Source organism: Pseudomonas sp. Irchel s3a12 (genome assembly GCF_900187485.1).
Lineage (GTDB): Bacteria > Pseudomonadota > Gammaproteobacteria > Pseudomonadales > Pseudomonadaceae > Aquipseudomonas > Aquipseudomonas neuropathica.
The window spans coordinates 182464-209013 of record NZ_FYDN01000006.1; the positions used below are offsets into that span (position 1 = coordinate 182464).

The window sequence follows — 26550 nt, forward strand, 5'->3', positions numbered from 1 at the left end:
TTTCCCATGTTGACCATCGCACTGTCCAAGGGCCGCATCCTTGACGACACCCTGCCGCTTCTTGCCGAAGCGGGCATCGTGCCGACCGAGAATCCGGACAAGAGCCGCAAGCTGATCATTCCCACGACCCAGGACGACGTTCGTCTGCTGATCGTGCGCGCCACCGATGTGCCGACCTATGTCGAGCATGGCGCGGCCGACCTTGGCGTTGCCGGTAAAGACGTGTTGATGGAATACACCGGCCAGGGTCTGTACGAGCCACTGGATCTGCAGATCGCCCAGTGCAAGCTGATGACCGCCGGCAAGATCGGCGCGCCGGAGCCAAAAGGCCGTCTGCGCGTGGCGACCAAATTCGTCAATGTGGCCAAGCGTTACTACGCCGAGCAGGGCCGTCAGGTCGACATCATCAAGCTCTACGGCTCAATGGAGCTGGCGCCACTGATCGGTCTGGCCGACAAGATCATCGACGTGGTCGACACCGGCAACACCCTGCGCGCCAACGGCCTGGAACCTCAGGAACTGATCGCCACGATCAGCTCGCGCCTGGTGGTCAACAAGGCTTCGATGAAAATGCAACACGCCCGAATCCAGGCGTTGATCGATACCTTGCGCAACGCAGTGGAATCGCGACACCGCGGCTGATTCACCTGCGCGACGTTAAGTCGCGCCCGTCTATCCGCCTCATAGCCAGAATCTCAGGTGCCCAAGCGGAAACGACTGCTAAGTTAGGGCGCCTGAGTTTTTGCCATTCCTATGAGGCTCTCGCTATGACCGCACCGACTGCAATTCGCCGACTCAACGCTGCTGACCCGGATTTCGCGCATCATCTGGATCATCTGCTGAGCTGGGAAAGTGTGTCTGACGACTCGGTCAATCAGCGCGTGCTGGACATCATCAAGGCTGTGCGCGAACGCGGCGACGCGGCGCTGGTCGAGTTCACCCAAAAGTTTGATGGCCTTGAAGTCGCTTCGATGGCTGACCTGATCCTGCCGCGTGAGCGTCTGGAACTGGCTTTGACCCGCATCACCGTGCCCCAGCGCGAAGCCCTGGAAAAAGCCGCGGCCCGTGTGCGCAGCTACCACGAAAAACAGAAGCAGGATTCCTGGAGCTACACCGAAGCTGACGGCACTGTACTGGGCCAGAAGGTCACGCCGCTGGATCGCGCAGGCCTGTACGTGCCGGGTGGCAAGGCGTCGTACCCGTCGTCGGTGCTGATGAACGCGATTCCGGCCAAGGTCGCCGGCGTGACCGAAGTGGTCATGGTCGTGCCGACCCCGCGTGGTGAAATCAATGAACTGGTGCTGGCGGCCGCATGCATCGCTGGCGTCGACCGGGTGTTCACCATCGGTGGTGCGCAAGCCGTCGCTGCGTTGGCCTACGGCACCGAAAGTGTTCCGCAAGTCGACAAAGTCGTTGGCCCGGGCAACATCTATGTCGCCACTGCCAAGCGTCACGTGTTCGGTCAGGTCGGCATCGACATGATTGCCGGCCCTTCGGAGATCCTCGTGGTGTGCGACGGCCAGACCGATCCGGACTGGATCGCCATGGACTTGTTCTCGCAAGCCGAGCACGACGAAGACGCCCAGGCGATTCTGGTCAGCCCGGATGCCGAATTCCTCGACAAGGTCGCTGCGAGCATCGACAAGCTGCTGCCGACCATGGATCGCTCCACCATCATCCAAACCTCGATCAATGGTCGTGGTGCGTTGATTCACGTGAAGGACATGGCCCAAGCCATCGAAGTCGCCAATCGCATTGCACCGGAGCACCTGGAATTGTCGGTCGCCGATCCGCAAGCCTGGCTGCCGCAGATCCGCCACGCCGGTGCGATCTTCATGGGCCGTCACACCTCCGAAGCGTTGGGCGATTACTGCGCTGGCCCGAACCACGTGTTGCCGACCTCGGGCACCGCGCGGTTTTCTTCGCCGCTGGGCGTATACGACTTCCAGAAGCGTTCGTCGATCATCTTCTGCTCGGAGGCCGGAGCTTCCGAACTGGGTAAAACTGCATCGGTGCTGGCCCGTGGCGAGTCGCTGAGCGCCCACGCGCGCAGTGCTGAATACCGCATCAAAGACGAAGACTTTCTAAAAGGGCAGGGGAACTGAGCGATGAGTAAATTCTGGAGCCCGTTCGTCAAGGATCTGGTGCCCTACGTGCCGGGCGAACAACCGAAGCTGACCAAACTGGTCAAGCTCAACACCAATGAAAACCCGTACGGCCCGTCGCCAAAAGCCTTGGCAGCGATGCAGACCGAACTGAATGACAACCTGCGTCTGTACCCGGACCCGAACAGCGACCTGCTGAAAACCGCCGTCGCCCAGTATTACGGTGTGCAGAGCAATCAGGTTTTCCTCGGCAACGGTTCGGACGAAGTGCTCGCGCACATCTTCCACGGTCTGCTGCAACACGATCAGCCACTGCTGTTCCCAGACATCAGCTACAGCTTCTATCCGGTTTACTGCGGTTTGTACGGCATCGAGTTTGATGCGGTGCCGCTGGACGCGCAGTTCCAGATCGATCCGGCCGACTACGCCAAGCCGAATGGCGGGATCATCTTCCCTAACCCGAACGCGCCAACCGGCTGCCTGCTGGCACTGGACGCGGTTGAGCAGATCCTCAAGGCCAGCCCGGATTCGGTGGTCGTGGTGGACGAGGCGTATATAGACTTCGGCGGCGAAACCGCGATCAGTCTGGTGGACCGTTATCCGAACCTGCTGGTGACGCAGACCTTGTCCAAGTCGCGCTCTTTGGCGGGTTTGCGCGTTGGTCTGGCGGTCGGCCATCCCGATCTCATCGAGGCGCTGGAGCGGATCAAGAACAGCTTCAACTCCTATCCGCTGGATCGTCTGGCTATTGTCGGTGCGGCAGCGGCGTTCGAAGATCGTGAGTATTTCGACAAGACTTGCCGTCTGGTCATCGAGAGCCGTGAGTGGGTGATTGCACAGTTGCAGGCCAAGGGGTTTGAAGTGCTGCCGTCGGCGGCGAACTTCATCTTCGCCCGGCATCCGCAGCATGATGCGGCGGGGCTGGCGGCCAAGCTGCGTGAGCAGGGCGTGATCGTGCGGCACTTCAAGCAGGAGCGGATTGCGCAGTTCCTGCGGATTTCGATTGGCACGCCGGAGCAGAATCAGGCGCTGATCGATGGCCTGGGCGACCTATAAAAGCAAAAGCCCCTCACCCTAGCCCTCTCCCAGAGGGAGAGGGGATTGATTGGGGGATATTGCAGAGTTTCGTCGACGTGCACGATTTGTATTGAATCCATAATCGACCTGGTCTTTCAGGTCGATGCATGAAGTCTCACACCTCGGTCGGCTCCCTCTCCCTCCGGGAGAGGGCTGGGGTGAGGGTCTGCTCTTATTCGTGATGCGCTTCGCCGAGGAAGGTCAGTGAGGTGAACAAGCCGCGGCTATCCACATCTGCGCTGCCTTTCACCGGCACCTCGACCTGCGCCGCAATCACATTCAACCCTTCATTCCTCACCAACACCTGCGCCCGACCATCCTTGTCAGTCTCGGTGCTCAACGTGTTCGGTGCACTGCGATAATCGCCAATCAACTTCACCCCCGCCGCCGGTTTGCCATCGAGCAGCACCCGCACCGGTAATGATTTCCCTGGCCCCACGGTGAGCGGATCAACCTCCGGAAGAATCAGCAATTTGATCTGATCCAGTTTTGGCAACTTCGCTCCCGGCTGATAAATCGCCAGGCTGTACTTGAACGTCTCGGTCGCCTCGACAGCGCCCGGCACTTTGCTCCGGCCTTCGTTGACCCACTTTTTGTCAGCAGTCTGCGACCACATGCCGTTGTTCAGCGCCACGGCCAGGACGGCCGGAGCTTTCAGTGGTTTCAGTCGTGCGTGATCCGTCAGGCGCTCGACGCTCACCGGAATCATCTTGCCGCTCGCGTTGTAAGCCCACGCGCCGCTGATCTTCTGCGCCTTGAACGCGTTGTCCTCAGCGCCATGACCGTAGACCACTTCGATGTTGCCACGACGTTGTTCGGTCCACAGGCCATGGGCCGATACCTGACCGGCGAACAGCGCGGCGATAAGCACAAGGGATTTGCCGTATTGCATGGTGACGTCCTTTTACAGGTTGAGAGTCAGGCTGACGGTGAAATTGCGCGGCTCACCGGGGTTGACCCAGTAGTTGCTGTAGGAGCGCTCGTAATACTTCTCGTCGAAGAGGTTGTTCAGGTTCAGGCCGACAGTGACGTTGTCGCTGGCCTTGTAATGCGCGAGCAGGTCGACGGTGTGATACGCCGGCAATTTGAAGTCGCTGCCGGATTCTCCCGAGCGATCGCCGACGTAGGTGAACGCTGCACCGACGTCCGAACCACGCAAATGGCCGTCCTGAAATTCGTAAACACCGAGTAGGCTGCCGCTACGCTTGGCCACGCCGAGGATGCGGCTGCCGGTGGAAATCACCGCGTCGCCCTTGGTCACTTCGGCGTCGATGTAGGCGAAGGCGCCGATGACTCGCACCGCATCGGTGACTTGCCCGGTGACCTGCCAATCGAAGCCGCGACTGCGTGCCTTGCCCATGGCGCGGCTGGTGTCGGTGGCCGGGTCTAGGGCGAGAACGTTTTCTTTGTCGATGTGGAAGAAGGCGAGGGTGCTGCTCAGGCGTTCGTCGAACAGTTCGTTCTTGATGCCGATTTCGTAGCCGACGCCTTCTTCCGGGTCGAAGGATTTGCCGGCGGCGTCGAGGCCATTGTTCGGTTTGAACGAGGTCGAGGCGTTGGCGAACAACCCGGTTTCCGGCGTCAGTTGATAGAGCAGGCCGACCCGCTGGGTGAGCGCGTCGTGACGTTGATTACTGGTGGCGTTGCGGCTGTGATCGTCGATGTGCTGATCGAAATGCTCGAAGCGCGCGCCGACCATCCCGCGCAGTTTGTCGGTGAAGACGATCTGGTCTTGCAGGTTCAGTGCATGACTTTCGACCTGTTCGAAGAAGTCAGTACCCGAACGCGCGCCGTTGGGTTTCGGCTGGCCGTAGATCGGCTTGTAGATGTCGAGGGCGTAGGGGCCGCCAGCAATAGTGGTGACGCGCTCGTTCTTGCGGAAGTTTTCGTACTCGGTGCCAATCAGCAATTCGTGTTGCCACGGGCCGAGATCGAACAGACCGCGCAGTTCCAGTTGGGTGATGCTGTCGTGCCAGTTCGTGTCGCGCTCGCGATAGCGGCGGTTGACGGTGTGGCCGTTGGCGTTCAATGGACGACTTTCCGAAGCATCGCCCCAGAGTTTGCCTTCCTTGTAATGACTGGCCAGACGCAGCTTCCAGCTGTCGTTGAGGTGATGTTCCAGCGTGGCCTGAAGCAGATTGTTGTGGTTATCGATGTTTCCGTCGTTGGGTTCGCCAAGGAAAGTCGAGCGCGAAACACCGCTCCATTTATTGTTGGGCGCGACGATGCCGCGATCAAAGGTCGAGCTGTGACGAACGATTTCGCTTTCCACCAGCAGCGACGTGTCCGGGTTCAATTGCCAGCTGATCGAGGGCGCGACGAATACGCGCTGGCTGTCGACGTGATCGCGAAAACTGTTGTTGTCCTCAACCGCGAGGTTGATTCGCGACAGCACATCACCCTCATCATCCAGCGGTGTGTTGACGTCCAGCGCGGTGCGATAGCGATCCCAACTGCCGGCGCTGGTTTGCAGAGTGGTGAAGGCTTCGGGCTGCGGTTTTTTGGTGACGATGTTCACCGTGCCGCCGGGATCGCCTCGACCATACAGACTGGCGGCGGGGCCTTTGAGTACTTCGATGCGCTCGATATTCGCCGCGTCCGGCGTGCTCGGATAACCCCGGTTGGCGCTGAAGCCGTCCTTGTAGAACTCCGACGTGGTGAAGCCGCGCACGCTGTATTCGTACAGCGTCAGGCCGCCGAAGTTGTTTTGCTTGGATACGCCACCGGCAAAATCCAGCGCGCGCTCGACACTGGTGCTGCCCAGATCCTTGAGCACGCTGGCGGGCACTACGCTGATCGCCTGCGGTATATCGCGGATCGCGGTGTCGGTTTTGGTTGCGCTGGATGAGCGTGTGGCGCGATAGCCCTTGACCGGGCCGGTCGGCGATTCGTAGTCGGAGATGACGCTGATGGCGTCGAGTTCAAGCGGCTTGGGTTCTTCGGCGAAGGCTGGATCGACCAGCAGACCAAGGCTCAGGCCGAGCAGGGAAGCCTTTGTTCGAGACGACATGTTATGTTGTTCCAATTCTTAGAATTGAAACAATATAACATGCCTTTTGAGAATGTATTTTATTAGCGCGATTGGCGCGAACGAAGTTTTATTCTTCTTTTTCTTTCACCGGCGCCGGTGGCGGACGCAGGCCGATTTCTGCGGTGAGCTTCAGTTCTTTGCCGTTGCGCATCACCTGGATCGTCACTTTGTCGGTCGGTTTGATCCGCGCAACCTGGTTCATCGAACGACGGCCATCTCCGGCCGGCTCGCCATCGATGCTCAGAATCACATCACCCAGTTGCAGGCCAGCCTTCTGCGCCGGGCCATCGCGGAAAATCCCCGCCACAACAATCCCCGGACGCCCGGACAAGCCGAACGACTCGGCCAGTTCCTGGGTCAGCGGCTGCACCTCGATGCCCAGCCAGCCACGAATTACCTGACCGTGCTCGATGATCGACTTCATCACTTCCATTGCCAGCTTCACTGGAATCGCAAAGCCGATGCCTTGCGAGCCGCCGGACTTGGAAAAGATCGCCGTGTTGATGCCGGTGAGGTTGCCATTGGCGTCGACCAGCGCACCGCCGGAGTTACCCGGGTTGATCGCCGCGTCGGTCTGGATGAAGTCTTCGTAGTTGTTCAGGCCCAACTGGTTACGCCCGGTGGCGCTGATGATGCCCATGGTCACGGTCTGGCCAACGCCGAACGGGTTGCCGATGGCCAATGCAACGTCGCCGATGCGAATGTTGTCGGAGCGGCCGACAGTGATGGCCGGCAGGGTTTTCAGATCGATTTTCAACACCGCGAGATCGGTTTCCGGGTCGCTGCCGATGACGCGGGCGAGGGTTTCGCGACCGTCTTTCAGGGCCACGACGATCTGGTCGGCGCCGCTGGTCACGTGGTTGTTGGTCAGGATGTAGCCTTCCGGGCTCATGATCACGCCGGAACCGAGGCTCGATTCCATGCGTTTCTGCTTCGGCGAGTTATCGCCGAAGAAACGGCGGAACTGCGGATCCTCAAACAACGGATGCGCCGGTTTGTTGATGACTTTGGTGGTGTAGAGGTTGACCACCGAAGGCGCGGCAATGGTCACCGCGTCGGCATAGGACACCGGGCCCTGTTGCACGCTGGTGGTTTGCGGGGCCTGTTGCAGGTTGACGTCGAGGCTCGGAAGCCCGACCCACTGCGGGTAACGCTGAATAATCAACAGAGCGATAAGCACACCGGCCAACAACGGCCAGCCGAAAAAACGCAGCGCCTTGAGCATTAAGCACGTCCTGGAAAAGTTGCAGGCGGGGTCAGACCGCCCATAATGTCGCGCATTATACGAGGCCGCGCGCGCCTCTGAACGGGATATTTAGGAGTCTTTCATGGCCGTTGCCCTCAGCACCCTCGTCGAAGAAGCCGACCGTTACCTCAGCAGCTCGAAAATTGCCGATTATTGCCCCAACGGCTTGCAGGTCGAAGGCCGGCCGCAAGTGATGCGCATCGTCAGCGGCGTCACCGCCAGTCAGGCGTTGCTGGATGCCGCCGTCGAAGCCGAGGCGGATCTGGTGCTGGTGCACCACGGTTACTTCTGGAAGGGCGAGAACCCGTGCATCACTGGCATGAAGCAGCGTCGACTGAAGACATTGCTCAAGCACGACATCAGTCTGCTCGCTTACCATTTGCCGCTGGATCTGCATCCTGATGTCGGCAACAACGTGCAACTGGCGCGTCAACTGGACATCACTGTGGAAGGGCCGCTGGACCCGGATAATCTGAAAATCGTTGGTCTGGTCGGGTCTTTGAAAGAACCGATGACCGCACGCGATTTCGCCCGCAAGGTGCAAGAAGTCATGGGTCGCGAACCTTTGCTGATAGAAGGTAATCCGATGATCCGTCGGGTTGGCTGGTGCACCGGTGGCGGTCAGGGCTATATCGATCAGGCCGTCGCGGCAGGCGTTGATCTGTACCTGAGCGGAGAAGCGTCCGAGCAGACCTTCCACAGCGCCCGCGAAAACGACATCAGCTTCATCGCCGCCGGCCACCACGCCACCGAACGCTACGGCGTACAGGCATTGGGCGACTACCTGGCGAAACGCTTTGCCGTTGAACATATCTTCATCGACTGCCCGAACCCGATCTGACTCCACGCCGTTCCCTATGTAGGAGCTGCCGAAGGCTGCGATCTTTTGATCTTGTTTTTTAACAGACCAGATCAAAAAGATCGCAGCCTTCGGCAGCTCCTACAGGAGGCGGCGCCCAAACGAGTGGGCATATTCATATACCCTTTCGATCTAGTTGGCGTCCTGATTAGAAGAGGCCGCTGTGCTAGGATTTCCCGCTCGAACACGGCCCGCTGGCCGTTCATAAGAAAGTTTTCGTGAGTAGCCATGGTCGACAAACTGACGCATCTGAAACAGCTGGAGGCGGAAAGCATCCACATCATCCGCGAGGTGGCCGCCGAGTTCGATAACCCGGTGATGCTGTACTCCATCGGTAAAGACTCCGCCGTGATGCTGCACCTGGCACGCAAGGCGTTCTTCCCGGGCAAACTGCCGTTTCCGGTGATGCACGTCGACACCCGCTGGAAATTCCAGGAGATGTACAAGTTCCGCGACAAGATGGTCGAAGAACTGGGCCTGGACCTGATCACCCACATCAACCCCGATGGCGTGGCGCAGAACATCAACCCGTTCACCCACGGCAGCGCCAAGCACACCGACATCATGAAGACCGAGGGCCTGAAACAGGCACTCGACAAGCATGGTTTCGACGCAGCCTTCGGCGGCGCCCGTCGCGATGAAGAGAAATCCCGTGCCAAAGAGCGCGTGTACTCGTTCCGCGACAGCAAGCACCGCTGGGACCCGAAAAACCAGCGTCCAGAGCTGTGGAACGTCTACAACGGCAAGGTCAACAAGGGCGAATCCATTCGTGTGTTCCCTCTGTCGAACTGGACCGAACTGGACATCTGGCAGTACATCTACCTCGAAGGCATCCCGATTGTGCCGCTGTACTTCGCCGCTGAACGCGAAGTGATCGAGAAGAACGGCACGTTGATCATGATCGACGACGAGCGCATCCTCGAGCACCTGTCCGACGAAGACAAAGCGCGCATCGTCAAAAAGAAAGTGCGTTTCCGTACCCTTGGCTGCTACCCGTTGACGGGCGCCGTGGAGTCCGAGGCCGAAAGCCTCACGGACATCATTCAAGAAATGCTCCTGACGCGAACTTCCGAGCGCCAGGGCCGAGTCATCGACCACGATGGCGCCGGCTCGATGGAAGATAAAAAACGTCAAGGCTATTTCTAAGGGGCTGTCATGTCGCACGTATCTGATTTGATCAGCGAGGACATCCTCGCCTACCTGGGCCAGCACGAACGTAAAGAGCTGCTGCGCTTTTTGACTTGCGGTAACGTCGATGACGGCAAGAGCACCCTGATCGGGCGCCTGCTGCACGACTCGAAGATGATCTACGAAGATCACCTCGAAGCGATCACCCGCGACTCGAAGAAAGTTGGCACCACCGGTGACGACATCGATCTGGCGTTGCTGGTCGACGGCCTGCAGGCCGAGCGCGAGCAGGGCATCACCATCGATGTCGCCTACCGCTATTTCTCCACCGCCAAACGCAAATTCATCATCGCCGACACCCCCGGCCATGAGCAGTACACCCGCAACATGGCCACCGGAGCGTCCACCTGTGACCTGGCGATCATTCTGGTCGACGCGCGTTACGGCGTGCAGACCCAGACCCGTCGCCACAGCTTCATTGCGTCCTTGCTGGGGATCAAACACATCGTCGTCGCCATCAACAAGATGGACCTGAAAGACTTCGATGAAGGCGTGTTCGAGTCGATCAAGGCTGACTACCTGAAGTTCGCCGAAGGCTTGAAGATGAAGCCGACCAGCATGCACTTCGTGCCGATGTCTGCCCTCAAGGGCGACAACGTGGTGAACAAGTCCGAGCGCTCGCCGTGGTACACCGGCCAGTCGCTGATGGAAATCCTCGAGACCGTGGAAGTGGCGGGCGATCGCAACTTCACCGATCTGCGCTTCCCGGTGCAGTACGTCAACCGTCCGAACCTGAACTTCCGTGGTTTCGCTGGCACGCTGGCCAGCGGCATCGTGCACAAGGGTGACGAAGTCGTGGTGCTGCCGTCGGGCAAAAGCAGCCGGGTGAAATCCATCGTCACCTTCGAAGGTGAATTGGAACACGCCGGTCCAGGTCAGGCCGTAACGCTGACCATGGAAGACGAAATCGACATCTCCCGTGGCGACCTGTTGGTGCATGCCGACAACGTGCCGCCGGTCACCGACAGCTTCGAAGCGATGCTGGTGTGGATGGCTGAAGAGCCGATGCTGCCGGGCAAGAAATACGACATCAAACGCGCCACCAGCTACGTGCCGGGCTCGATTGCCAGCATCGTCAACAAGGTCGACGTGAACACGTTGGAAGCAGGCCCGGCGAGCGCGTTGCAGCTCAACGAAATCGGCAAGGTGAAGATTGCGCTCGACGCGCCGATCGCCCTCGACGGTTACGAAAGCAACCGCACCACCGGCGCGTTCATCGTCATCGATCGCTTGACCAACGGCACCGTCGGCGCCGGCATGATCGTCGCGCAACCGGTGACGCATGGCACTGCCACGCATCACGGCAAACTGGCGCACGTGGCCACTGAAGAGCGCGCCCAGCGCTTCGGCCAGCAACCGGCGACCGTGCTGTTCAGCGGCCTGTCGGGCGCGGGCAAGAGCACGCTGGCTTACGCCGTCGAGCGCAAGTTGTTCGACATGGGTCGTGCGGTGTTTGTACTGGATGGTCAGAACCTGCGTCATGACTTGAACAAAGGTCTGCCACAGGATCGCGCCGGGCGTACCGAAAACTGGCGTCGTGCCGCGCACGTCGCGCGTCAGTTCAACGAAGCCGGTTTGCTGACGTTGGCGGCGTTCGTCGCGCCAAGCGCTGAAGGTCGCGAGCAGGCCAAGGATCTGATCGGCAAGGATCGTCTGCTGACGGTCTACGTGCAGGCCTCGCCGGCTGTCTGCGCCGAGCGTGATCCGCAAGGTCTGTATGCCGCCGCTGGCGACAACATCCCGGGCGAATCCTTCCCGTACGACGTGCCGCTGGATGCCGATCTGGTGATCGACACGCAGACGCTGAGTCTGGAAGACAGCGTCAAGCAAGTGCTGGATCTGCTGCGCAAGCGTGGCGCGATCTAAGCGTTAGCGACAAACAAAAAGCCCGCCGATGAGCAATCATCGGCGGGCTTTTTTATTGGGGCCAACTCGGTCCATTGTAGGAGTGAGCCTGCTCGCGATAGCGGTGGATCAGCCACCAACAATGTTGAATGACACACCGCTATCGCGAGCAGGCTCACTCCTACAGGGGGTTAGTGTTTGCCCGGATATTTCGTGATCGTTCCCACGCTCTGCGTGGGAATGCAGCTCGGGACGCTCCGCGTCCCATCTAAAGCGGACGCAGAGCGTCCAGTGAGGCATTCCCACGAGGAGCGTGGGAACGATCATACGGAAGGATATTCGCGGTGCATCTGTTCGAGCAGCGCATCCTTGTCCAGCCACAGCTGATTGATCCAGCCTTGGAACTGCAGGCGATATTCACCGTCCTGATCGTAGTTCTTGTCAATGAACTGCTGCGGAATCTTCAGCTCTTCAAAGTGCACCACCACATCGCGCACATTACCGCAGAGCAAATCCCAGAACCCCGGACGCCCGGCCGGGTAGTGGATCGTCACGTTGACGATCGACTCCAGCTGTTCGCCCATTGCATCCAGCACAAAGGCGATCCCGCCAGCCTTGGGCTTGAGCAAATATTTGAACGGCGACTGCTGCTGCGCATGTTTGCCTTCGGTGAAGCGTGTGCCTTCGACGAAGTTGAAAATCCCCACCGGGTTATTGCGAAATTTCGCACACGTCTTGCGGGTGGTTTCGAGGTCTTTGCCTTTCTTCTCCGGATGCTTGGTCAGATACGCCTTGGAGTAGCGCTTCATGAACGGAAAGCCCAGCGCCCACCACGCCAGACCGATCACCGGCACCCAGATCAGCTCCTGTTTGAGGAAGAATTTCAACGGTTGGATCTTTCGGTTGAGCACGTATTGCAGCACCAGAATATCCACCCAGCTCTGATGATTGCTGGTGATCAGGTACGAGTGTTGGTAATCGAGTCCTTGCAGACCGCTGAGGTGCCAGCGTGTACGCCGAACCAGATTCATCCAGCCCTTGTTGTTGCTGATCCACGCTTCGTGGGTGTGGCTCATCAGCCACAGCGAGGCGCGTCGGGCGAGGTCGAATGGCAGCACTTTGATCAGCGCCACGCAAAACAGAAACGAGCACAGCAGAATCGTATTGAGTGCTAACAGCAGCGAAGCGATCACGCCGCGCACGGGTGCAGGTAGAAAATCCAGCATTTACACATCCATAGGTCGGTTGGCGGCTTGAATCGCGGTGAGGGCGATGGTGTAGACGATGTCATCGACCTGCGCGCCACGCGGCAAATCGTTCACCGGTTTGCGCAGGCCCTGCAGCATCGGGCCGAGGCTGACGCAATCGGCGCTGCGTTGCACGGCTTTGTGCGTGGTGTTGCCGGTGTTCAGATCGGGGAAGACGAACACCGTGGCGCGACCAGCCACCTGACTGTTTGGCGCCAGTTGCCGGGCGACGTCTGCGTTGGCGGCAGCGTCGTATTGCAGCGGGCCGTCGATCAGCAGCGAGTGCTGTTGTTCGTGGGCGAGCAGGGTGGCCTCGCGGACTTTCTCGACCTCTTCGCCGGTGGCCGATTCGCCGCTGGAGTAACTGATCATTGCCACGCGCGGGGTGATGCCGAAGGCCGCTGCCGAGTCGGCGCTTTGCAGGGCAATCTCGGCCAGTTCGGTGGCACTCGGGTGCGGGTTCATCACGCAGTCGCCGTAAACCAGCACTTCCTCAGGGAAGAGCATGAAGAACACCGACGACACCAGCGTGCAGCCCGGCGCAGTCTTGATCAACTGAAGGGCCGGGCGAATGGTGTTGGCAGTGGTGTTGATCACGCCCGAGACCAGGCCGTCGACCTCGTCCAGCGCCAGCATCATGGTGCCGATCACTACGGTGTCTTCCAGTTGCTGTTCGGCCATCGGCGCGTTGAGGCTTTTAGTCTTGCGCAAGGCAACCATCGGTTCGACATAGCGCTCGCGGATCAGGTCAGGATCGAGGATCTCCAGGCCCGGCGGCAACACGATCCCTTGGGCGCGGGCCACGGCTTCGACATCTTCCGGTTTGGCGAGTAACACGCAGCGGGCGATGCCGCGTTCCTGACAGATTGCCGCCGCTTGCACGGTGAACGGCTCACTGCCTTCAGGCAGGACGATGCGCTTGTTCGCCGCTTGCGCACGCTGGATCAACTGATAGCGGAATACTGCTGGCGACAGGCGCATTTCCCGTGGCGTGCCACAGCGCTGGTGCAGCCATTTGGCATCGAGATGGCTGGCGACGAAATCGGTGATGATCTCCGCACGCTCGCGGTCGTCGATCGGGATTTCCTTGTTCAGACCGTTGAGCAGGTTGGCGGTGTCGTAGGAACCGGTGCTCACCGACAGCACAGGCAAACCGGCCTGCAACGCACCACGGCACAGATCCATGATGCGCGGATCGGGCAGGGTGTCGCTGGTCAGCAGCAGGCCGGCCAGCGGCACGCCGTTGATCGCGGCCAGACTGACTGCGAGGATGATGTCGTCGCGATCGCCCGGCGTCACCACCAACACGCCGGGCTTGAGCAGCTCGACGGTGTTGCGCATGGTCCGCGCGCAGATGATGATTTTGGTCATCCGGCGGGTTTCGTAATCACCGGCATTAAGCACTTGTGCACCCATCAGGTCGGCAACATCACGGGTACGTGGTGCGTTGAGTTCCGGCTGATAGGGAATGCAGCCGAGCAGGCGGAAATCACCGCTGCGCAGCAACGGCGAATGCTCCTTCAGGCGCGCAGCGAAGGCGTCCATGCTCTCTTCGGTCTTGACCTTGTTGAGGATCACCCCGAGGACTTTCGGGTCTTTCGGGCCGCCAAACAATTGCGCCTGCAATTCGACACGGCCGGAGAGTTCGGCGAGCACTTCGTTTTCCGGTGCCGAGACCAGAATCACTTCGGCATCCAGGCTCTTGGCCAAGTGCAGATTGACCCGTGCGGCATAGCTGGCGCTGCGGGTCGGCACCATGCCTTCGACGACCAGCACGTCTTTGCCAATGGCGGCTTGCTGATAGAGGGTGATGATTTCTTCGAGCAGCTCATCGAGCTGACCGTCGCCGAGCATCCGCTCGACGTGCGCCAGGCCCAACGGTTGTGGCGGTTTCAACCCGTGGGTGCGCGCCACCAGTTCGGTGGAGCGCTCGGGGCCGGTGTCACCCGGATGCGGCTGCGCAATCGGTTTGAAGAAACCGACTTTCAGCCCGGCTCGCTCAAGCGTGCGCACCAGCCCGAGGCTGATGGAGGTCAGACCCACACCAAAATCGGTGGGCGCGATAAAAAAAGTTTGCATGCGAATTCTCTAAAGTTGCATGGCAATGGCGATCGCCTATAGCTGACGACCTACCGAAATTCAGTCGCCAAGGTTATCGCTAACCGAGCCTTGTGCGCACCAACCGCAGGCAAAGGGTTGGCCTATTTTTTCAATACGTTGCGCCGGGTCCAGCACCCAGGCGCGCGATTGCCAGGGCGGCTGATGGCGCAGGTGCTGGGTGTGGCCACAGGAAAGCTCGACGACCCAGTGACCGTCCTCGTCCTGATGAAAGCCTGCGATCGTCGAAACCCGTTTGTCCGGGTTGTGTTCGCTTTCGCGCGATTGCTTCGCTAAACTTGGCCTTTCTATATTCTTATGCAAAAGGTCTCGCCCCATGCTGATCGCCGCCAATAAGGCTGTCTCCATCGACTATACCCTGACCAACGACGCTGGTGAGGTCATCGACAGCTCCGCCGGCGGCGCTCCGCTGGTCTACCTGCAAGGCGCAGGCAACATCATCCCGGGCCTGGAAAAAGCTCTGGATGGCAAAGCTGTTGGTGACGAGCTGGAAGTTTCCGTTGAGCCGGAAGACGCTTACGGCGAATACGCCGCCGAGCTGGTCAGCACCCTGAGCCGCAGCATGTTCGAAGGCGTTGACGAGCTGGAAGTCGGCATGCAGTTCCACGCTTCGGCGCCGGACGGCCAGATGCAAATCGTCACCATCCGTGACCTCGACGGCGATGACGTGACCGTTGATGGCAACCACCCACTGGCCGGTCAGCGCCTGAACTTCAAAGTGAAGATCGTTGACATCCGTGATGCCAGCCAGGAAGAAATCGCTCATGGCCACGTCCATGGCGAAGGTGGCCATCACCACTGATTTTCTGCGCTAAGCTTCGAGTACTGGAGAGGCGCCTGCGGGCGCCTTTTTAGTCCGCGGCTGTCCTTGGTGACCTCGCCAAGTGGCTGTTTCGAGTAGAACACGGGAATCTTGGAGTTCGTCATGAGTGCTTTTCACGACCTTAAGTTGACAGCCCTGGATGGTCAGGAGCTACCGCTGGCGCCGTTCAAGGGCCAAGTCGTGCTGGTGGTCAACGTCGCCTCCAAATGCGGCTTGACCCCACAGTACGCGGCGCTGGAAAACCTCTATCAGCAATACAAAGGCAAAGGTTTCAGCGTGCTGGGCCTGCCATGCAACCAGTTTGCCGGCCAGGAACCAGGCAGCGAAAAGGAAATTCAAGAGTTCTGCAGCCTCAACTATGGCGTGACATTCCCGTTGTCGAGCAAGCTTGAAGTCAACGGTCATGATCGTCACCAGCTCTACCGTCTGCTGGCGGGCGAGGGCGCGGAGTTTCCCGGTGATATCACCTGGAATTTCGAGAAGTTTCTGCTCGGCAAGGACGGCCGCGTGCTGGCGCGGTTCTCGCCGCGCACGGCGCCGGATGATCCGACCATTGTGCATGCGATTGAAAAAGCGCTGAGCTGAAACAGCAAGATCAAAAGATCGCAGCCTTCGGCAGCTCCTACAGGTGACCTCAAACCCCGTGTAGGAGCTGCCGGAGGCTGCGATCTTTTGCGTTGCGTCTTTTAATCCTTAATCACCCAAATCAATAGTGCTGTTCAAAGGGTTCGCGTCTCCATATTATCGCCGTCATAAAGCCTTCTCTGTGGAGTCCTTCGATGCCCGTTCAAGCCTTGTTCAAACCGTTCCAACTCGGTGCCCTCGAATTGCCGACCCGCGTGGTCATGGCGCCGATGACTCGCTCCTTTTCCCCGGGCGGCGTGCCTAATTCGAAAGTCATTGAGTACTACCGTCGTCGCGCTGCCGCGGGCGTTGGCCTGATCATCACCGAAGGCACTACCGTCGGCCACATTGCCTCCAACGGTTATCCGAACGTACCGCAGTTCTTTGGCGACGCGCCATTGGCCGGCTGGAAGAAAGTCGTCGACGCGGTTCACGCCGAAGGCGGCAAGATTGTTCCGCAACTGTGGCACGTGGGCAGCGTGCGCCGAATCGGCACCGAGCCGGACGCTAGCGTGCCGGGTTACGGTCCGTCGGAAAAAATCAAAGACGGTCAGGTCGTGGTGCACGGCATGACTAAACAAGACATTCAAGATGTGATCGCAGCCTTCGCCCAAGCGGCCAAAGATGCACAAAGCATCGGCATGGACGGCGTGGAAATCCACGGCGCCCACGGTTATCTGATCGACCAGTTTTTCTGGGAGGGCAGTAACCAGCGCACCGACGAATACGGTGGCAGCCTGGCCAACCGTTCGCGTTTCGCCATCGAACTGATTCAAGCCATACGTGCAGCGGTCGGCGAAGGTTTCCCGATCATCTTCCGTTTCTCGCAGTGGAAACAGCAGGATTACACCGCACGTCTGGTGCAAACCCCGGAAGCGCTGGGTGAATTCCTCAAGCCGCTGTCTGACGCTGGCGTGGATATTTTCCACTGCTCGACGCGCCGCTTCTGGGAGCCGGAATTTGACGGTTCCGAGCTGAACCTGGCCGGCTGGACCCGCAAACTCACCGGCAAGCCGACCATCACCGTTGGCAGTGTTGGCCTTGATGGCGAGTTCCTGCAATTCATGGTCAACACCGACAAGGTCGCGCAACCGGCCAGTCTGGAGAATCTGCTGGAGCGTCTGAATAAAGAGGAGTTCGATCTGGTGGCGGTGGGGCGTGCGTTGCTGGTCGATCCGGATTGGGCGCAGAAAGTCCGCGAAGGGCGTGAGCAGGATATTTTGCCGTTCAGCCGTGAGGCGTTGATGACGCTGGTTTAACCAGCGGCTGTACTGACGCCATCGCGAGCAGGCTCACTCCTACAATTGGAATGCATTCCCCTGTAGGAGTGAGCCTGCTCGCGATAGCGGTCTCCAAGTCGCCTGGATTCAAGGCAATGTCTGCGCATTCGGCACCACTTGCTCCCCCACACAAGCCCCGCGCAAATGCTTTTCAAACTGCTCGATAACCGCCGGCCAGCCCTGGCGACTCGCATGCTGGCGCGCATTCAGGCGCACGCAGCGCAACCTCTCATCCTCTTCCAGCAACCATGCCGCCGCCTCGCAAAAGGCTTGCTCATCACCAGGCATCGCCAGCACGCCGTTGTAGCCATGGCGAATATGCTGCGCCGCCGCAGCCTGATCGTAAGCCACCACACCCAGTCCCGAGGCCAGTGCCTCCAGCACCACATTGCCGAAGGTTTCGGTCAGACTCGGAAATAGAAACAAATCTCCAGACGCATAGTGCGCCGACAACGCTTCACCGCGCTGCGCACCGCAGAAAACCGCCCCGGGCAAATCCTTTTCCAGCGCCAGCCGTTGCGGTCCGTCACCGACCACGATCAGTTTCAGATTGCGCTGTGGATAAGTGTCACGCAGGTTTTCGAAGCAGCGTTTGAGCAGGCCAAGGTTCTTCTCCGGCGCGAGTCGTCCTACGTGAATCACCGCAATGTCCTGCTCGGACAGGCCCCATTGCTCACGCAAGGCATTCAGCCGTTTGCTCGGATGAAACAACTGGCTGTCGACACCGCGCGATAACAGTGCCAAGCGCTCGAAATGCCGCCGTTCCAGTTCCAGGCGCTGGCTGACGCTCGGCACCAACGTCATGGCCGAGCGATTGTGAAACCAGCGCAAATAATGCGTGAGCATCCGCGTCAGCAGACCGAGCCCGTATTGGCTGGTGTATTGCTGAAAATTGGTGTGAAACCCACTGACCACCGAAATCCCCAGACGTCGCGCCGCACGCAGGGCCGATAACCCGAGCGGTCCCTCCGTGGCGATATACAGCACATCGGGACGCTGGCGCTTCCAGCGCCGCAGCAGTTTGTGCATCGACGACTGACCCCATTGCAGCCCCGGATATCCCGGCAACGGCCAGCCCCGACACAGTAGCAGCGCGTCATCTTCACTGCGCTGCGGATCACCGGCCTGACGCGGCCGCACCAGTTCAACCTGATGCCCACGCGCGCGCAGTCCATCGCACAAGCGGCCAAGGGTATTGGCCACCCCGTTGATTTCCGGTGGGAAGGTTTCGCTGATCAGAGTGATATGTAGAGCTGTCGTCATGACCCCAGTGTCGACTGAGGCCATGTCGTCATTGTGTCGAGTTGATGATGGATTGATGACAGCCACTGGCCCCGCTGGGCTCAATATTTTCGCCAGTCGGTCGTTAGCCTTGATTGAACGTTTGAACCAAGGAAATGGCTATGGCGGAAAATGTCTACGCGTCCCCTGAGGCGAATCTGTTGAACGAAGATGTGCAGGCTGCGGGATTTTACGTGGTTGCCAGATGGAAATTCATTCTGCTGTCGGTGCTCAGTTTTGGCCTGTATTTCTATTATTGGTCGTACAAAAACTGGAGCCTGTACAAGCAGCGGACGCAGGAAGAGCTGTGGCCTGTGGCGCGCGGTATCTTCTATATATTTTTCGTGCACAGGCTGTATCGTCATGCAGACAAAACGATTCACGACAGCGGCCGAAAATCCAGCTGGGATCTTGAGCAGTGGGCAACGGTGTTTGTTGTATTGACGTTGCTTGCAGTGGTGCTCGATAAACTATCGAGCCATTTCGAAGGCTTGTTGTACCTGAGTTTGTTTGCTATGGCACTGCTGCCGCTCAGAGCTTATGTCGCCAGTGAAGGCCAGCAACTGATCAACCTGGCCGCCAACGATCCGCAAGGCTTGGGCAACAACCGCCTGAATGCCTGGAATTTTTTGATCATCGTTCCAGGCATCGGCCTGTGGGCATTGGTGCTGATCGGGACGTGGAGCTTTTTCCACTGAGGCAGCGGCAAAACAACAGCGTCTGGCTCAGGCCTTTTCCTGAGCCAGCACCTCGCCACCGCGCTCACGCACCCAGAACAACGTCGCCCCGGCCACAGCCGCCGGCATCATCAGGATGTTGACCACCGGAATCAGCAGCACCAGATAGACGATCCCGCCAAAGCTCATGCTCTGCCAGCGCTTTTGCCGCAGCCAGGCGAGCATCTCGTTCCAGCCCAGTTTGTGGTTATCCGCCGGGTAGTCGATGTACTGGATCGCCATCATCCACACGCCGAACAACAGCCACAGCGGTGCAGCAATGATATTCACCACCGGGATGAACGAGAGAATGAACAGTCCGATCGCCCGTGGCAGGAAGTAGCCGAGTTTGCGCATTTCCCGGGCGAGGGTGCGCGGGACCATCGCGATCAGTTCGCCCCAGCTGAACGCCGGGAAGTCATCAGTGCCGCGTACCACCACTTCGACTTTCTCGGCAAGGAAGCCGTTGAACGGTGCGGCGATTACGTTGGCCAGCATGGTGAAAGTAAAGAACACCATCAGCGCCACTAGCACTACAAACAGTGGCCAGAGGATGTAGCTGAGGAAACTCAGCCATTCGGGCAGCGAGGGCATCAGCGTATCGACCCACAGGCTGAACTGGTGGCCGGCCAGATAAATCAATCCGACGAACAGCACCAGGTTGATCGCCAGCGGCAGCAAAACGAACAGGCGCAAGCCAGGGCTGAGAACCAGTTTGAGGCCTTCGCGCAGGTATTGCGGGCCGGACAGAACAGGGGCGGGCATAAGGTGCTCCGAGCAAGGGAAAACGCGCCGACCTTACCGGCTTTGCAACGACGGCGAAAGCGCGGTAGAGCGATCGACATTCACTGTAACAAAGACGTCCATCTCGTCAGTGTGTCGGCATAGAGACCACCTATGAGCTGGATTGTTAAACCGTATTTCCTTAATCTTGCCCCCCTCGATACGCTGCACCCAACTTTTTACAGGACTGTCGAGCTCAAGCCTTCCCCAAGGTTTTCCACGGTCCTTTTTTATTCCCGCCGGCAGTCCGGCGATCCGTGCCAGTCTTTCGGCCCGGTCAACAGGAGCAGGTCATGTCTGAAGTCCGTCATTCGCGAGTGATTATTCTCGGTTCCGGCCCTGCCGGTTACAGCGCTGCGGTATACGCGGCCCGTGCCAACCTCAAGCCACTGCTGATCACCGGCATGCAGGCTGGCGGTCAACTGACCACCACTACTGAAGTCGACAACTGGCCGGGCGACGTTCACGGCCTGACGGGTCCAGCCCTGATGGAGCGGATGCGCGAGCACGCCGAGCGTTTTGAAACCGAGATCGTTTTCGATCACATCAACGCCGTGGACTTCGCTGCCAAGCCGTACACCCTGACCGGCGACAGCGCGACCTACACTTGCGACGCCCTGATCATCGCCACCGGTGCCAGCGCGCGTTACCTGGGCCTGCCATCGGAAGAAGCGTTCATGGGCAAAGGCGTTTCCGCCTGCGCAACCTGCGACGGTTTCTTCTACCGCAACAAGCCTGTTGCAGTGGTCGGCGGCGGCAACACCGCTGTTGAAGAAGCACTGTACCTGGCCAACATCGCCAGCACCGTGACCCTGATCCACCGTCGCGAAACCTTCCGCGCCGAGAAGATCCTGATCGACAAGCTCAACGCTCGCGTCGCTGAAGGCAAGATCATCCTCAAGTTGAACGCCAACCTCGACGAAGTGTTGGGCGACAACATGGGCGTGACCGGTGCGCGCCTGAAGAACAACGATGGCAGCTTCGACGAAATCACCGTCGACGGCGTGTTCATCGCCATTGGTCACACCCCGAACACCTCGCTGTTCGAAGGCCAGTTGACCCTCAAAGACGGTTATCTGGTGGTGCACGGCGGCCGTGAAGGCAATGCTACGGCGACCAGCGTCGAAGGCATCTTCGCTGCCGGTGACGTGGCTGACCACGTTTACCGTCAGGCGATCACCTCGGCCGGCGCCGGCTGCATGGCGGCACTGGACACCGAGCGTTACCTGGACGGTCTGCAGAACGCTTCGTTCTAAATCGCAGACATAAAAAAACCGGCCAGATTGGCCGGTTTTTTTGTGCCCGATCGTTCCCACGCTCTGCGTGGGAACGCAGCCGGGGACGCTCCGCGTCCCAATGGACGCAGAGCGTCCGATGAAGCATTCCCACGCGGAGCGTGGGAACGATCAGATAGTGTTGGATCTGTATCAGCGGCGGGTCAGGGGTTGAGCGGTGAATTTGACGCCGGCCAGACCGTGCTGGATCAACGCACGGATATTGCCGTGATCACTGCCCTCAGGTGTCGCCACTACCGAGCGGTAATGCTCGCCGAATGCCAAGAGCGCTTCTTCATCGCTCAGGCCTTCCAGCAGCGCCAGACCCAGGGTCTTGCAAGAACCTTCGTTCTGCCCGGCGGCGTTTTCCACGCCACCGTTGTTGAACGCCTGCGGCTGATAGTCGTAACCGGCGGCGATGAAGGCCAGCGTGTCGGCGAAAGCGTGTTCGCCGCTCTTGAGGCTGGTGCGCAGGGTGTTCAGATCACTCATGGGTTTTTCCTTTGGCGAACGCGGCTTGTTGCTCGGCGTTGGCTTCTTGCTGAAATTGGGCTTTCCACTCGGCGTACGGCATGCCGTAAACCACTTCGCGGGCGTCGTCGAGGCTGATCTCGATCTGGCGCTCGTCGGCTTCGGCCTTGTACCACTTCGACAGGCAGTTGCGGCAGAACCCGGCAAGGTTCATCAGGTCGATGTTCTGCACGTCCTTACGGCTGTCCAGGTGGGCGACCAGGCGGCGGAAGGCGGCAGCTTCGAGTTCGAGGCGTTGTTGCTCGTTCATGGGAGTCTCTGCGAGACAGCTTCAAGCGACGAGCTTCAAGCTGCAAAATGGGTGGCGGTGATACGAAGTTTACAGCTTGCCGCTTGAAGCTTGAAGCTAGCGGCTCGCTGCAAGCGTGATTGACACCGACTCGGCAAAACGCAGCGCGTGCGGCTTGTCGACTTCGACTTCGGCATACAGCACTGAACCGTTGCTCATCACCAGGTCGAGCAACTCCTGCGTCAGGCGTTCGAGCAGCGCAAAGCGGTTGCCCTCGACGTGGGCGATGATCGCTTTGGTGATCGTGCGGTAATTCAGCGCGTGGTCGATATCATTGTCACGCACCGCCTCCTGCGCGGCGTACAGAATGGTCAGGTTGATCAGCACATCCTGCTTGTTGAGGATTTCGTCCTCGTTGATCCCGATAAAGGTGCGCAAGCGCAGATCCTTGACCCGGATGCGCGCCATTCCCGGCTGAAGTTGTGGCATTTACTTGCTCCGTCCAATCAATTGCAGGAACTCCTGGCGGGTGTTGCTCGACTCGCGGAACGCGCCGAGCATGACCGAGGTGTTCATGGTCGAATTCTGTTTCTCGACACCGCGCATCATCATGCACATGTGTCTGGCCTCAATGACGACCGCGACGCCAGCGGCATCGGTGACCTGTTGCACTGCGTCGGCGATTTGTCGGGTGAGGTTTTCCTGAATCTGCAGGCGCCGGGCGAACATGTCCACCAGTCGCGCGATTTTCGACAGACCCAGCACCTTGCCCGTCGGAATATAAGCCACATGGGCCTTGCCGATGAAGGGCAGCAGGTGATGTTCGCACAAAGAATACAACTCGATGTCGGCGACGATGATCATCTCGTCACTGTCCGAGGCAAACAGCGCGCCGTTGACGATCTCATCGACGCTCTGTTCGTAACCATGACACAGGTATTGCATGGCCTTGGCCGCGCGCACCGGTGTGTCTTGCAGTCCTTCGCGGTCGGGATCTTCACCCAGGTCAATGAGGATTTCGCGGTAATTCTCGGGCAGTGAGCGGGTCATGGACATCCTCGCGAGTCGGCTTACTTGACGTGCCGTCCGCCGTTGACGGTCAGGGTCGTACCGGTGACATAGGGATTGTCGAGCAGATAGCGCAGGCTCTGGTAGATCACTTCGCTGCCGGGTTCGATGCCCAGCGCGGACTTGGCCAGTGCCTTGGCGCGGTACGCCGCGTCGTCGTCGGGGTTGAACAATAGCAGGGCCGGGGCGATGCCGTTGACCTTGATGGTCGGCGCATAGCGGGCGGCGAAGGACAGGGTCAGGCTGTCGAGCCCGGCTTTGCTGGCGCAATAGCCAATGTGCTTGCTGCTGCCCTTGCGGGTGACATCGTCGCTGATATGAATGATGTCGGCGGGCGTCGAGTGCTTTAGCAGTTCACCGCAGTGCAGGTTGATCAGGTACGGTGCGAGCATGTGCAGATTGAACATGCGCGTGAAGGCTTCGGCTTCGCTGCCCGGGGTTTCGGCCAGCCACTCGGAGGCGTTGTGCACGATGGCGCGCAAGCTGTCGGTGTGGGTTTTCAGTTCGGCGATGAAAGCGAGAATCGCGGCTTCGCTGGAAAAGTCGGCGAACAGGCCGAGGGCGCCCAGATCGCGCAGCGTTTGCACGCCGGGGCGTTCGCTGCGGTAAGTGAAGATGACGCGATAGCCATCCTCGAGCAGCCGCTGCGCACAATGCAGGCCGACACGCTGGCCGGCACCGGTGATGAGGATCGGGGCTGAGGAATCAGGCATGAACGGCTCGCATCGCGGTTGGAGCAAAAACTATAACAGCGACGAGCCCGAAAAGATCGCAGCCTGCGGCAGCTCCTGCCCTGGTCTGTGTTCAGTCCTGCAGGAGCTGTCGAGTGCAACGAGGCTGCGATCTTTAATGTTTCTGAGGTGTCGCCGATACAGGCAGTCGTACCGGCGTACTGTTCAGCCAGTTCGCCAGCAATCGGGTCGACAGCGGAATAAAGAAGTAAACCATCAGCGGGGTCAGGCACGCCGTGCTGATCAACATACGCGGCAACAGGCTCAGTTCTGCGAGCAACGGGCCGAGGACAAAGTTGAACAGCAGTGACACCGGAAAGAACGCCAGCCAGATCGCGACGGCCTGTTTCCACCGTGGAGGACGTTGCCCGGCAGCGCCGAACCAGCCTTCGATGCCACTGACTCGATGTTCTTTCGGGTGGGCAAACAGGTCGCTGCCACGGCTCAGCCACGCGGTACGTGAAACCGAATGCTCCCACGCATGCAACGTCTGCTCATCGACGAAGCGGAAGATGATCTGGAATTCGTTATCGCCGGGCGGCGGAGCGAGCACGCCAGAGCCCAGGTAACCGGGGAAATCAGTGGCCAGTTGTTCGCCTTCGCGCAGCCAGGCGATCAAGTCCTGATAACGGCCATCAGCGACGCGACGGGCAACCATCAGCGTGACAGGGGAAGTAGACATTATGTATCTCCGTATTTCAGTTGCGTCGCTCCGGGTAGGAGTTTCGCCTGACGCAGGGCCGGGGTAGAGGCCTGCGTTTTTCAACAAGCAAGGATTATTCCGGTTTTTCCCGATTAAACCAGCGACTTTCGTCGCATTTCTGCACTTGATCGCAATCGGGGCATAAGCGTTAGAATGGGATCCAAATATCTCCGACATGGAAGTTGAACACCCTATGCCTGTCATCACGGACGCAAAGCCTGCTTTGCAGACATCCTCTGCGCTCGAGCGCGAGGATCTGTTCCCTATCCGTGAGGTCGCACGCCTGACAGGTGTAAACCCGGTGACCTTGCGCGCGTGGGAGCGGCGCTATGGTCTGATTCAGCCCACGCGCACCGAAAGTGGGCATCGGCTCTATTCGATGACCGATATCGAGCGCGTGCGCAGCATCGTCGACTGGATTGATCGCGGGGTCGCCGTGAGCAAGGTCGGCAAGATCCTCGCCAAGACCGAACCGATGAAAGTATTGGCGCACATCATCCCGGATGACTTGGTGCAGGCGGATTATCTGCAATGGCAGGAGCAGATCCAGCAGGCGGTCAGTGCGTTCGACGACCAGCAACTGGACCGCGTCTATGGGCAGATTTTCTCTTCATACTCATTGCCGGTGGTGTTTCAGGACATCCTCATGCCTTTGTGGCTGCAATTGTTGCAGCGCCAGGAGGCTTTCGGGCAAACCAGCGAGTGGCTGTTCTTCGATGGATTCCTGCGGGCGCGGGTATTGCAGCGGATCGTCATGCTGCGTGGTACGCAACCGCGCCGAGTGATCGTCAGCGCGCTGGCCGGGCAATGTCGAGAGCTGGAGTTGTTGGTGGCGGCGCTGTTTCTCAGCGACAGCAATTCCGGTGTTCGGGTGCTGACCACAGGTCAGCCATTCGATGAGCTGACGTTGGTGTGCGAAAAGATCAAACCTGATGCACTCGTGCTGTTTTCCAATCACGCGCCCAGCGCCGAATTGCCTCGGCGTTTGAACCGGTTGGCATTGAGTCTCGATTGTCAGTTGATGCTGGCGGGCGACGCTTCAGATCTGGCGCAGGACAGCCTGGCCGGATCCTCTGTTGCCTGTCTGGGCAATGAAGGCGCGAACATGCGTCAGCGCATGCTGCAGTTTCTGGCCGGCAATCTGGATACCTGAAACTCAGGTGTGAAGGGCGGGATGCGTCAGGCGATGTTGCTGCAGGATGAACTGGCGTAGACGTTCGGTTTCATCGGTGTCGGTCTGGCTCAGTTCGTAGGCGTAGAAGCCGCTCTCGGTTTCCCGTTCGAAATTGCCGCGCAATGAAATCCGCTCGTAACCCGAAGGGCTGAACCACAGGGCGAAATGCTTGGGCGGTTTGGTCTTGTTGCGCACTTCCAGCAGCACACCTTTGTGCGAAACCTCGTGGACCCATAAGGTCCCCGGCTGACCTTTGGCGTTTTCCAGAGCTACCGGCTCTTCGAGAGTCAAACGCCATGGCCGCACCATCGGGCCGTCTTCGTAAATACTAGGTACGCCAAGACGCAGGTGCAACGCGTGAAACTCGTCTTCGACCAGATGCAACGGGAAGGTCATCTGCTGATTTTCGAAGTTGGCCTGAATGGTCACTTGCTCGTGAGCGGCCAGACGCGTGAGCAAATCACGGATCTGCGAACCGCCGTTAACCAGCAGACTCGACGTTGCATCCCGCACGTTCAGTTGCGGGTTGTGCTGCATGGTCTGGATGAAATCCAGCTCATCCTGAGTGAGGAGGGCGTCGCGCTGCATGGCTAACTCGAAAGATATAGATACAAAGT

The 26550-nt window shown here is 59.2% G+C and carries 27 protein-coding genes; 12 read left to right on the plus strand and 15 right to left on the minus strand.

Annotated elements, in window-relative coordinates:
- Positions 1-6: 6 nt before the first annotated feature.
- From hisG to hisC, 3 genes are all read left to right on the plus strand, one after another.
- On the plus strand, positions 7-642 hold the full coding sequence (hisG, locus tag CKW14_RS12315; protein WP_007912384.1) for an ATP phosphoribosyltransferase: 636 nt from the start codon (positions 7-9) through the stop codon (positions 640-642).
- A 125-nt stretch (positions 643-767) separates the two neighbouring features.
- Positions 768-2105, plus strand: a complete 1338-nt coding sequence (gene hisD, locus CKW14_RS12320) for a histidinol dehydrogenase (protein ID WP_095049756.1) — start codon at positions 768-770, stop codon at positions 2103-2105.
- A 3-nt stretch (positions 2106-2108) separates the two neighbouring features.
- Positions 2109-3161 carry a histidinol-phosphate transaminase gene (hisC, locus tag CKW14_RS12325; protein WP_095125398.1) on the plus strand — a complete coding sequence of 351 codons (1053 nt, stop codon included), beginning with the start codon at positions 2109-2111 and terminating at the stop codon, positions 3159-3161.
- 193 nt (positions 3162-3354) lie between these two features.
- On the opposite strand, the gene CKW14_RS12330 is transcribed toward hisC, so the two are convergent.
- The 3 genes from CKW14_RS12330 to algW all read right to left on the minus strand — a co-directional run bounded on the left by CKW14_RS12330 (position 3355) and on the right by algW (position 7438).
- Positions 3355-4074: a DUF4198 domain-containing protein gene (locus tag CKW14_RS12330; protein ID WP_095125399.1), complete on the minus strand. Its 720-nt coding sequence runs from the start codon at positions 4072-4074 to the stop codon at positions 3355-3357.
- Positions 4075-4086: 12 nt separating this feature from the next.
- Positions 4087-6192, minus strand: a complete 2106-nt coding sequence (locus CKW14_RS12335; protein WP_095049759.1) for a TonB-dependent siderophore receptor — start codon at positions 6190-6192, stop codon at positions 4087-4089.
- Positions 6193-6280: 88 nt separating this feature from the next.
- On the minus strand, positions 6281-7438 hold the full coding sequence (gene algW, locus CKW14_RS12340) for a Do family serine endopeptidase AlgW (RefSeq protein ID WP_038357545.1): 1158 nt from the start codon (positions 7436-7438) through the stop codon (positions 6281-6283).
- Positions 7439-7541: 103 nt separating this feature from the next.
- Between algW and CKW14_RS12345 the strand changes: the two genes are divergently transcribed.
- The 3 genes from CKW14_RS12345 to cysN all read left to right on the plus strand — a co-directional run bounded on the left by CKW14_RS12345 (position 7542) and on the right by cysN (position 11372).
- On the plus strand, positions 7542-8300 hold the full coding sequence (locus CKW14_RS12345; protein WP_095049760.1) for a Nif3-like dinuclear metal center hexameric protein: 759 nt from the start codon (positions 7542-7544) through the stop codon (positions 8298-8300).
- 246 nt (positions 8301-8546) lie between these two features.
- The gene (gene cysD / locus CKW14_RS12350) at positions 8547-9464 is read left to right on the plus strand and encodes a sulfate adenylyltransferase subunit CysD (RefSeq protein ID WP_007912374.1); all 918 of its coding nucleotides are present in this window, start codon (positions 8547-8549) and stop codon (positions 9462-9464) included.
- 9 nt (positions 9465-9473) lie between these two features.
- Positions 9474-11372 carry a sulfate adenylyltransferase subunit CysN gene (gene cysN, locus CKW14_RS12355; RefSeq protein WP_095125400.1) on the plus strand — a complete coding sequence of 633 codons (1899 nt, stop codon included), beginning with the start codon at positions 9474-9476 and terminating at the stop codon, positions 11370-11372.
- Positions 11373-11674: 302 nt separating this feature from the next.
- On the opposite strand, the gene CKW14_RS12365 is transcribed toward cysN, so the two are convergent.
- Genes CKW14_RS12365 through CKW14_RS12375 form a run of 3 tightly spaced genes read right to left on the minus strand, consistent with a single transcriptional unit; the run spans position 11675 to position 15064 of the window.
- Positions 11675-12577 carry an acyltransferase gene (locus CKW14_RS12365; protein WP_095125402.1) on the minus strand — a complete coding sequence of 301 codons (903 nt, stop codon included), beginning with the start codon at positions 12575-12577 and terminating at the stop codon, positions 11675-11677.
- Entirely contained in the window at positions 12578-14677 is a 2100-nt protein-coding gene (gene pta / locus CKW14_RS12370) for a phosphate acetyltransferase (RefSeq protein WP_095049764.1), read from the minus strand.
- A 60-nt stretch (positions 14678-14737) separates the two neighbouring features.
- Positions 14738-15064 carry a DUF3565 domain-containing protein gene (locus CKW14_RS12375; RefSeq protein WP_093436299.1) on the minus strand — a complete coding sequence of 109 codons (327 nt, stop codon included), beginning with the start codon at positions 15062-15064 and terminating at the stop codon, positions 14738-14740.
- On the opposite strand from CKW14_RS12375, the gene CKW14_RS12380 reads away from it, so the two are divergent.
- The 3 genes from CKW14_RS12380 to CKW14_RS12390 all read left to right on the plus strand — a co-directional run bounded on the left by CKW14_RS12380 (position 15033) and on the right by CKW14_RS12390 (position 17422).
- Entirely contained in the window at positions 15033-15518 is a 486-nt protein-coding gene (locus tag CKW14_RS12380; RefSeq protein ID WP_008085027.1) for a peptidylprolyl isomerase, read from the plus strand. The two genes, CKW14_RS12375 and CKW14_RS12380, sit on opposite strands and share 32 nt — an antisense overlap.
- Positions 15519-15641: 123 nt before the next feature.
- Positions 15642-16124 carry a glutathione peroxidase gene (locus tag CKW14_RS12385; protein WP_095125403.1) on the plus strand — a complete coding sequence of 161 codons (483 nt, stop codon included), beginning with the start codon at positions 15642-15644 and terminating at the stop codon, positions 16122-16124.
- Positions 16125-16318: 194 nt separating this feature from the next.
- Positions 16319-17422 (plus strand): NADH:flavin oxidoreductase, encoded by a 1104-nt coding sequence (locus tag CKW14_RS12390; RefSeq protein ID WP_095049766.1) that lies wholly within the window; start codon positions 16319-16321, stop codon positions 17420-17422.
- A 108-nt stretch (positions 17423-17530) separates the two neighbouring features.
- Here the strand turns inward: CKW14_RS12390 and CKW14_RS12395 are convergent, their stop codons facing one another.
- Positions 17531-18730 (minus strand): glycosyltransferase family 1 protein, encoded by a 1200-nt coding sequence (locus tag CKW14_RS12395; RefSeq protein WP_095049767.1) that lies wholly within the window; start codon positions 18728-18730, stop codon positions 17531-17533.
- Positions 18731-18846: 116 nt separating this feature from the next.
- Between CKW14_RS12395 and CKW14_RS12400 the strand changes: the two genes are divergently transcribed.
- Positions 18847-19422: a hypothetical protein gene (locus CKW14_RS12400; RefSeq protein WP_095049768.1), complete on the plus strand. Its 576-nt coding sequence runs from the start codon at positions 18847-18849 to the stop codon at positions 19420-19422.
- A 27-nt stretch (positions 19423-19449) separates the two neighbouring features.
- On the opposite strand, the gene cysZ is transcribed toward CKW14_RS12400, so the two are convergent.
- Entirely contained in the window at positions 19450-20205 is a 756-nt protein-coding gene (cysZ, locus tag CKW14_RS12405) for a sulfate transporter CysZ (RefSeq protein WP_095125404.1), read from the minus strand.
- 311 nt (positions 20206-20516) lie between these two features.
- Between cysZ and trxB the strand changes: the two genes are divergently transcribed.
- Complete coding sequence (trxB, locus tag CKW14_RS12415) at positions 20517-21479, plus strand: thioredoxin-disulfide reductase (RefSeq protein ID WP_007912350.1); 963 nt, start codon at positions 20517-20519, stop codon at positions 21477-21479.
- Between the two features lie 171 nt (positions 21480-21650).
- Here the strand turns inward: trxB and CKW14_RS12425 are convergent, their stop codons facing one another.
- The 6 genes from CKW14_RS12425 to CKW14_RS12450 all read right to left on the minus strand — a co-directional run bounded on the left by CKW14_RS12425 (position 21651) and on the right by CKW14_RS12450 (position 24738).
- Positions 21651-21989, minus strand: coding sequence for a HopJ type III effector protein (locus tag CKW14_RS12425; protein WP_095049771.1), 339 nt, complete (start codon positions 21987-21989; stop codon positions 21651-21653).
- On the minus strand, positions 21982-22278 hold the full coding sequence (locus tag CKW14_RS12430) for a DUF1244 domain-containing protein (protein WP_093436032.1): 297 nt from the start codon (positions 22276-22278) through the stop codon (positions 21982-21984). The genes CKW14_RS12425 and CKW14_RS12430 overlap by 8 nt, the downstream gene beginning before the upstream one ends.
- Before the next feature lie 96 nt (positions 22279-22374).
- Positions 22375-22746: a dihydroneopterin triphosphate 2'-epimerase gene (gene folX / locus CKW14_RS12435; protein WP_007914273.1), complete on the minus strand. Its 372-nt coding sequence runs from the start codon at positions 22744-22746 to the stop codon at positions 22375-22377.
- A complete protein-coding gene (gene folE / locus CKW14_RS12440; protein ID WP_218233161.1) occupies positions 22747-23307 on the minus strand; it encodes a GTP cyclohydrolase I FolE in 561 nt (186 codons plus the stop codon).
- A 20-nt stretch (positions 23308-23327) separates the two neighbouring features.
- Positions 23328-24038 carry a dihydromonapterin reductase gene (gene folM / locus CKW14_RS12445; protein WP_093436042.1) on the minus strand — a complete coding sequence of 237 codons (711 nt, stop codon included), beginning with the start codon at positions 24036-24038 and terminating at the stop codon, positions 23328-23330.
- 133 nt (positions 24039-24171) lie between these two features.
- Positions 24172-24738 (minus strand): antibiotic biosynthesis monooxygenase, encoded by a 567-nt coding sequence (locus tag CKW14_RS12450; RefSeq protein ID WP_093436046.1) that lies wholly within the window; start codon positions 24736-24738, stop codon positions 24172-24174.
- 214 nt (positions 24739-24952) lie between these two features.
- Here CKW14_RS12450 and CKW14_RS12455 point away from each other — a divergent pair, with 214 nt between their 5' ends.
- Complete coding sequence (locus CKW14_RS12455) at positions 24953-25912, plus strand: MerR family transcriptional regulator (protein WP_095049773.1); 960 nt, start codon at positions 24953-24955, stop codon at positions 25910-25912.
- Positions 25913-25915: 3 nt separating this feature from the next.
- On the opposite strand, the gene CKW14_RS12460 is transcribed toward CKW14_RS12455, so the two are convergent.
- A complete protein-coding gene (locus CKW14_RS12460) occupies positions 25916-26521 on the minus strand; it encodes a hypothetical protein (RefSeq protein WP_016987019.1) in 606 nt (201 codons plus the stop codon).
- Between the last annotated feature and the right edge of the window lie 29 nt (positions 26522-26550).